Raw genomic sequence first — 5,356 nt, forward strand, 5'->3', positions numbered from 1 at the left:
TCAAATTTACGGATCCATCTCTAAAGCTTAACATTGGAAACTAAGCCGTGTTTCAAAACCTGTAATTTAATACAAAGGCTCAGTATTTGGTGACGTAATTCTTGTATTGCGTTTCAAAAGACATACCTGAAAGTGGTGATTATACATTTGAGATTCTATTTAAAATTTAAATTTAATCGGTCTTTACTATTAATATAGTTGAATATTCACGTAATATTGTTTTGTTTGAAAATTATTTTGAACTATTTCACAAATATTTGGTGAAATATGTAACAGTCTATATTATTTTTAATATGGTTAAGGTTAATAAAAATAATTAGATATGTTATGCCTGAAAATAGGGATATGAAAAAAATCCCCAAAATTTGGGATAAACAGGAAAAGTAAATAAAAATAAATAAATAAATTAAAAATATTTAATAAATTACAATTACATAATTTTAATTTTTACAAAAAATAATATTGCATGATAAGTCATGTGAATATGGGATATTAGGTTCTTTTTTTCTCAACTTGAATAAGAATGAGTCAGCACCTAGGGGAAGTGAAATTAATTGGATTTTATTAATAAATACCTTGGATGCGCATACTAATAAATCTCTAAAAGAGAATGGAGTAATTGCTATGAATAAATTAATCAAAGTAACGATGTCAGCATTAGTTTTAAGTTTAGGGACAGCAGCATATGCTGGTGGTAAACCAGGCGGTGGTGGGCACCCAGGCGGTGGGCACCATTCTGGAAATCATGGTTGTGGTTCTTCAGGTGATTGTAAGGGTAAGATTGATATTGATTTGGTAGTAGAAAAACACTGCGATCTTGATATTGATGAATCACTACTAACTTTGGATAAAACCAACAGTTATACAGACTCAACAAAGTTCCAAGTTCGCACCAATGCAAATTATTTCTTGGCAATTACAGCGCCAACGACTTTAGCTAATGGAAGTCGCACTGTTCCTGTAGCTGTAACGACAACCGGTGCTGGTGGTCCTTATAGCAGTCCTACAGTAATTAATTGGGATGGTACAGAGCATGAATATACTGTTCAGGCTTCATCAGCAGGTTTAGATGCAATGTCGACTTATGCTGGTACCTACAAAGGTACATATAAGGTCGAAGTCAAATTCTAACACCTAGATAACTTCATACTCATAGTTGGAGGTGTTTTAACACATCTCCAACTTCTTTCTTCATAAAAGAATAAGAGGTGGATATATGTTTCGATCATTGATTTTTATTCTTTTGGGGGTAGTTTGGACGTTGACTGCACATGCTGGAATTCAATTTAGTCCCATTCAAATGTATCTTAAAGACCCTACAAGACAAAAAAGTACAACTGTAGTTGTGGAAAGCACGGGTTTATCGACATCAAAACTTTTTGAGGTTTTAGCTTTTAAGTGGTCTCAAGATAATAAAGGTGAAGATATATTGATCGAAGATGAATCGATCTTATTTAACCCTAAAATTTTTGAACTTAAGCCTGAGTCAAAGCAGTTGGTGCGTGTTGGATTTACTCAGCCACCAGTATTGGCAACTGAAGGTACGTGGCGAGTCATCTTTAAAGAAGTAACGCCAGTTGCTGAAAACACAGCGATTAACTTTTTATTTAACTTTTCATTGCCTTTATTTGTGGGACCTCAAGCAGACCCTAAACTTTCAGTTAATTTGAAAAAGGCAGATGTATCACAAATAATCTATGTTGAAAATAAGGGGAGCTCTCATGTTAAGTTGACTGAGTTACAGGTTATAGATGCTAAAGGTATAACGATGACCAAAATGGCACTAAGCCAATATGTGCTTGGTGGTAATACTATTGAAATACCATTAGAAGGTTTTAAAACTAATGGTGAAATTAAAATTAAAATTAAAACAGAAGATGATGAGAAATACTTAGAATTTATGATCAAAGGGTGATGCTATGATAAAAAGAAATTTTTTTTTATTTATGGTTGTTACTGTAAGCCAAGTGAGCTTAAGTGCTGAAGTGCTTACACCAACGTCAGACCAGCAGCTCAACACAGCCATTGTCAATATTTGGGTCAATGGTGTGGACTATGGAGTGGAAAGTGTTGCTTTTGATCGTTTAGGAAAAAAATTTATTGAATGTACAGCATTATCAAATATTGGAATTGTGGTTGAAAAGTTAGAAAAGGACAGTGTTAAAAAAGATTTTTGTAGTTTGGCAAGCCCTTCCATTACCTTCACTGAAGATCCATCACTCCAGAGCTTAAATATTACCATTCCCGCTGAGTACTTCGCCAATTCGAGCAATAATTTTGTGTACAACACGCCGAGTAAAGCAAGCTTTGGTGGATTTTTAAATTATAGCTTGTTGTACTCACGTGATGAGGTTGAAGAAGAGTTTAATACCTTAGCAGAGCTTGGTATTTTTAAAGATTATTGGTTATTTAAAAATTCATTTATTTATAGAAATAATCCTCTTGATACTGAGAGTAAATTTCTCAGGGTTGAAAGTGTATTTGAATTAGAATTCCCTGATAAATTTTGGCGTTTGACATTAGGAGATAACACGACATCTTTAAACAGTTTAAATAATTCATTTCGCTTTGGTGGGCTTAGTTTTGGAACCAATTATATCGCACGCCCAGACTTTGTGTACTGGAATAGCCCAACATTACAGGGGAGTGCTGCAGTACCTTCAACGGTTGATTTATATTTGAATGGAGTCAATCTGTATCGAGAAAATGTTGGACCTGGAAATTATTCACTACCAACCAGTGGTTTATTAAATAAATCAGGAAATGCACAAATTGTTGTAGAAGATATTCTGGGTAATCGGACTGTTCGAAATTTTCCTATATATATTAATAACCGTTTGTTAAAGCCAAAGTTGGATGAATTTAATATTTCTATAGGTAAACTTCGGTACGGATATGATGAAGTGGAAAGTGATTATCGAGATTTTTTTACTAAGCTTTTATATCGTAGCGGAATTAATAATTACTCGACGCTTGGTACGGATATGCTATATAGCGATAAAGTCCAAAATGTGAGTTTATTGTGGACTCAAGCCATTAAGAATTATGTTTTATTAGATACGATATTATCAGGAAGTAACGCAGATGATAATAATGGTTATGCAGCTTCTTTAGGAATAAGTCGTGACTTTGCTTGGTGGTCTGTGGGTATGCAAAGTCAAATATATTCAAAAGAATATAGGTATTTAGATCTTGAGGATACTCTAACGTATAAAAAAATGACCAATCTATTTTATTTGACTCTTACAAATCTTAATTATTTGGATAGTGTAGGATTAAATTATATTGATCAGACTTATTATAACAATGATGAAGTGAGTCTTGATGATCGTAAAGTGCTTAATCTGAGTTTAGGTAAGAGATTGACACCGAAGTTAGATGTCGCTTTTGGATATTTTAAAGATTTTGGTGGGGATAGCGATTCAGGATTTAATATTGTCTTTAACTATGATTGGGGTGATCGACGTCGGCTAACTTTGGATCATTATACACAAAATGAAAGTACCCGTTTGAACTATTCTCGAACGACAATTGGTCAAGAAGGGTTTGATTATACCGTGGGTGTTAACCATATGGATAATGAGGTTAATTTAAATGGATACGGACTGTGGAAAACAAATGTTGGTGATTTGAGGCTCTCGCATGATGAATATAGTGATGGACGATTAAGTCAAGTGAATTTTAATGGCGCATTGGTTTGGTTGGGTAATCAGGTTGCTTTAACTAAATATGTTAATAATTCATTTGCTTTGTTAAATGTAAGTGATCATGCAGATTTAGATATTTACCGTTCTTCATCTTTGATTGGGAAGACCAATCAGAAAGGATATATGTTTGTACATAATATTATTCCATATATTCAATATGACTTATCTTTTGATCAGAACCAATTAAATATGGATGAAACTTTTGATTATGCTTCGAAGAAAATAGTTGGTTTAGATCAGCGGGGCTATAAAGTTAATTTCCCAATTTATCAAACTAAGCGAATAGCAGTTCGTTTAATTGATGCGCAAAGGCAACCTTTGATTCGTGGTGCTCAAGTTGTCGTTAACGATAAAACTGAAGAACCATATTTTGTAGACAGTAAAGGAGTGGTTTATGTCTATGCAACCCAAGCAGCAGCATATAAATTTTTCGTAAATTTACAAGGAGGTCAAACTTGCCAAGCAAATGTTGTGGTTTCGCAAAATCAATTCCAAGATCCGGAACACGAGATTTTGGATGTTTTATGTAAATAGGTGAATTATGAAAAAATATATAATATTGGTGTTGAGTGCGTGGATGGCAACATCAGCACAAGCAACACAACAATGTGCAATTGATGGTTTTTCAAACTCAAATATGCGATTAAGTAGTTATAGGCATAGTCAAGCTGCAACTTCATTTAATGTGCGTTGTGATCAAGGTTATTCGATTGTTTTTAACAGCGAAAACCTTACCAATGCAAGTGGAACAAGCTATGTTTCCAATGGGCCTTATAAGTTGCGGACCCAATTAAATTTGCAAGGTGCTGGGCAAAATTTATGGGGGGTTCAATTAAGACAAGCACCATCTGAAAGACAGAAATATGTAATTGCCGTTCAACTGCAAGATAATCCCTATAATGGTGTGCCTGCAGGTGTGTATAAAGATAGGGTTTCTGTTGATATAATTTTTTAAAGAGAATGGATATGCAGTATTCATTATTTTAGTCCAAGATTTCATATGTGACTCTTGGACTTTTTATTTATAAGTATGTTAATAAGCGGGTTTTCATTAATTTATTGTGGTCATAAAATATTCACATGTGTGTTCTAAGATTGAATAAAATATAACGATATAAGAGTGTTTAATGAATCTGCTCAATTATCCAACGCAGTTTGAACAACGATCGAATAAATTATTCAAATTTTCTTTCAAAAATCAGAACCTCAATCCTAAATTTCAACATAACTATTCAATTCAAACACTAATCCGGCCCCCTCTAAAAATCGCCATTGTGACAGATACGTGGGCGCCAGAAATTAATGGTGTTGCACATTCTTTATTGCAACTGTGTAAGGGCTTGCAGCAACAAGGCAACTCCATTTTTTTAATACGCCCAGAACAGTCCGAAAGTTGTCAGGATTTTCGACCTGATCAAGAGTGTTTGGTTCGAGCGCAGTCGATTCCTAAATATTCAGGTTTACAATTTGGCTGGCCGCAACTGATCAAACTCAGTAAAGCTTTAAAAAAAGCCCAAGTCGACATTGTGCATATAGTCACTGAAGGGCCTTTGGGTTTTGCTATGCTCCAACTGGCGCGTTCATTACAGATTCCTGTTTCCAGTGGCTTTCACTCGGCCTTTCATGAAGAGGTGGTCCCACTTGTTTGA

4 protein-coding genes and 1 pseudogene are annotated in these 5,356 nt (G+C 34.4%); all 5 read left to right on the forward strand.

What is annotated here, in order from left to right:
• The first annotated feature begins 624 nt into the window (after positions 1 to 624).
• Complete coding sequence (locus tag B3J29_RS04150) at positions 625 to 1,131, forward strand: hypothetical protein (protein ID WP_214001817.1); 507 nt, start codon at positions 625 to 627, stop codon at positions 1,129 to 1,131.
• A gap of 85 nt (positions 1,132 to 1,216) precedes the next feature.
• On the forward strand, positions 1,217 to 1,915 hold the full coding sequence (locus tag B3J29_RS04155) for a fimbrial biogenesis chaperone (protein WP_004278365.1): 699 nt from the start codon (positions 1,217 to 1,219) through the stop codon (positions 1,913 to 1,915).
• Positions 1,916 to 1,919: 4 nt separating this feature from the next.
• The gene (locus B3J29_RS04160; protein ID WP_175966406.1) at positions 1,920 to 4,241 is read left to right on the forward strand and encodes a fimbria/pilus outer membrane usher protein; all 2,322 of its coding nucleotides are present in this window, start codon (positions 1,920 to 1,922) and stop codon (positions 4,239 to 4,241) included.
• Between the two features lie 7 nt (positions 4,242 to 4,248).
• On the forward strand, positions 4,249 to 4,662 hold the full coding sequence (locus B3J29_RS04165; RefSeq protein WP_004278363.1) for a hypothetical protein: 414 nt from the start codon (positions 4,249 to 4,251) through the stop codon (positions 4,660 to 4,662).
• Between the two features lie 172 nt (positions 4,663 to 4,834).
• Positions 4,835 to 5,335 (forward strand): annotated as a pseudogene (locus B3J29_RS04170) (glycosyltransferase); the annotation flags it as partial.
• Positions 5,336 to 5,356: the final 21 nt, after the last annotated feature.

This window comes from Acinetobacter sp. UBA5984, assembly GCF_002429925.1.
Classification (GTDB): domain Bacteria; phylum Pseudomonadota; class Gammaproteobacteria; order Pseudomonadales; family Moraxellaceae; genus Acinetobacter; species Acinetobacter variabilis.